Annotated in this window: 2 protein-coding genes; both read left to right on the top strand. The window is 64.2% G+C overall.

Going from position 1 to position 2,716, the window contains the following annotated elements; genetic code table 11:
• Positions 1 to 1,122 (top strand): efflux RND transporter periplasmic adaptor subunit (locus EN935_RS30205; RefSeq protein ID WP_127373927.1); only part of this gene is annotated, 1,122 nt, incomplete at its 5' end.
• Positions 1,119 to 2,716 (top strand): efflux RND transporter permease subunit (locus tag EN935_RS30200; RefSeq protein ID WP_164771458.1); only part of this gene is annotated, 1,598 nt, incomplete at its 3' end. The genes EN935_RS30205 and EN935_RS30200, both read left to right, overlap by 4 nt.

Below are 2,716 nucleotides of genomic sequence, written 5' to 3'. Positions count from 1 at the left end.
GTTGTGGCGGCAGCCGCCTGGCTGCGCTTTTATCCAGGCGCGCCGGATGTGCTGGTACACTGGGGAATAGACTGGGTTTATGCGGCAGCGCCCCCGGCTGAGACCGGCGCCGCCAATGCCAAGCAGGCAAACGGCCGCAATGGCGGCAACCAGCGGGTGAACGTGGTCGCCCTGGCGGCCACTTCGGCTGTTATCAACGACCGCCTGCAGGCGATCGGCACCGGCCGTGCCAATGCCTCGGTGACCGTCAATCCCTACAGTTCCGGCCGCCTCGCCGAACTGCTGGTCGAATCCGGCAGCCATGTCGACGAGGGACAGATCCTCGCGACGCTTGATTCCGAGACCGAAGTGATCTCTCAGGATCGGGCCAAGCTCGCCTTGCAGGATGCGCAATCCAAGCTCGACCGCGTCAAGTCGCTGCGTGCCTCCAACGCCGCGACACCGGTCGCGGTTGCCGACGCCGAAGTGGTGTTGGCGGGCGCCAAGCTGGCGCTTCAGGATGCCGAACTTGCACTACAGCGCCGGTCAATTCTGGCGCCGATCGCCGGCACCGTCGGCATCCTGCCGATCTCCGCCGGCAACTATGTCACCAACCAGTCGGCGATCGCCACGCTTGACGATCGCTCTAGCATTCTGGTCGATTTCCTCGTGCCGGAGCGTTTCGCCGCCGCCGTCAAGGTCGGCGCGCAATTGACGGCGACGCCGATCGCCAACCCCAGCAATGCCTATACCGGCACGGTTTCGGCCATCGACAACCACATCGATGAAAAGAGCCGCACCCTTCTGGTCAAGGCCAAGATCGCCAATCCGGCCGATTCGCTGCGTGCCGGCATGTCGTTCGGCATCACGATGAAATTCCCGGGACAAACCTATCCGGCCGTCAGCCCGCTGGCGATCCTGTGGGGTTCGGACGGCGCTTATGTCTGGCAGATCGAGAATGGCAAGGCGAGGCGAGTCCCGGTGCGCATCATCCAGCGCAACACCGAGACGGTGCTGATCGACGCCGAGATCGACAGCGGCGACATGGTGGTCACCGAAGGCACCCAGAGCGTCAGCGAGGGCGGCGCGGTCCGCCTCGCAGGCGAAGAGCAGAGCGCCGCGGGCGCGGCCAAAGGCTCATGACCGGAACCATCAACGCCGCCAGCGATATCGGCTTCACCGCGCTGTTCATCCGCAGGCCGGTGATGGCCTTCGTGCTGAACACCCTCATTGCCGTTGCCGGCCTCGCCGCCTTCTACGGCGTCGAAATCCGCGAACTGCCTGACGTCGATCGTGCGGTCGTCACTGTTTCCACCGCCTTCGAAGGAGCGGCTGCCGAAACCGTCGACCGCGAACTGACCGACACGATCGAGGGCGCCGTCGCCCGGGTCTCCGGCGTCAAGTCGATTTCGTCTTCTTCTTCATTCGGCTCGAGCCGAGTTACCATCGAGTTCAACGATGGTGTCGACCTCAATGTCGCCGCCTCGGACGTGCGTGATGCCGTCGGCCGCGTCGCCAACCAGATGCCGGACACCGCCGATCCGCCGCGCATCGTCAAGGCCGATGCCAATTCCGACGCAGTGATGCGACTGGCAGTGACCGCCGACAACATGTCGATCCAGGACATGACCGTGGTGGTACAGGACCAGATCGAGGACGAGCTGGCCGCCGTGCCTGGCGTTGCCGACGTCCAGGTCTATGGCGACCGCGACAAGATCTTCCGCATCGATGTCGACCAGAACAAGCTGGCCAGCCTTGGTTTTACGGTTGCCGATCTCAGGGCGGCGCTTGCCTCTGTTGCCTTCGATTCACCGGCCGGTTCGATCACCACGACCAATCAGGATCTGATCGTTCGCACGACCGCCGACGTGACCACGCCGGAAGAGTTCGAAAACATCATCGTCGGCGGTACAACGCGCATCCGCGACGTCGCCACCGTCACGCTCGGCCCCGATGTCGGCCAGACCACGCTGCGTTCGGACGGCAAGACCGGTATTGGCATCGGCATCATCCGCCAGGCGGAATCGAACACGCTGGACATCTCCACTGGCGTCCAGGCGGCCGTCGCCAAGTTGCAGGAGAACCTGCCCAAGGGCATGTCGATCAAGATCACCAGCGACGACGCGGTCTTCGTCAAGGGCGCGGTGCACGAGGTCGAGATCGCGCTTGGCCTGTCCGTGACCATGGTGCTGATCGTCATCTATGTGTTTCTGCTCGACTGGCGCGCAACGCTGATCCCCGGCCTGTCGATGCCGGTCGCCATGATCGGCACCATCGCCGCCATCTATCTGGCCGGCTTCTCGGTCAACATCCTGACGCTGCTTGCTCTGGTGCTAGCGACAGGACTGGTCGTCGACGACGCCATCGTCGTGCTCGAAAACATCGTGCGACGACGCAACCAAGGCATGGGGCCTCGCGCCGCCGCCGTGCTTGGCGCGCAGGAAGTGTTTTTCGCCGTCATTGCCACCACCTTGACGCTCGTCGCCGTCTTCGTGCCGATCTCCTTCCTGCCCGGCCAGACCGGTGGCCTGTTCCGCGAGTTCGGCTTCGTGCTTGCCATGTCGGTGCTTTTGTCCTGCGTGGTAGCGCTCACACTTTGCCCGATGCTCGCTTCGCGCATGCTGACCAGCGCGTCGCTCCACCACGAAGGCGGTCACGGCATCGGCGCCCGCATCGGCGGCGTGCTCAATACGGCCTACAAGCGCGGCCTGCACGCCTGCCTCGATGCACCATGGAT

The organism is Mesorhizobium sp. M7D.F.Ca.US.004.03.1.1, from assembly GCF_003998635.1.
Taxonomy (GTDB): domain Bacteria; phylum Pseudomonadota; class Alphaproteobacteria; order Rhizobiales; family Rhizobiaceae; genus Mesorhizobium; species Mesorhizobium loti.
This window is presented reverse-complemented; position numbering and strand designations above follow the sequence as displayed.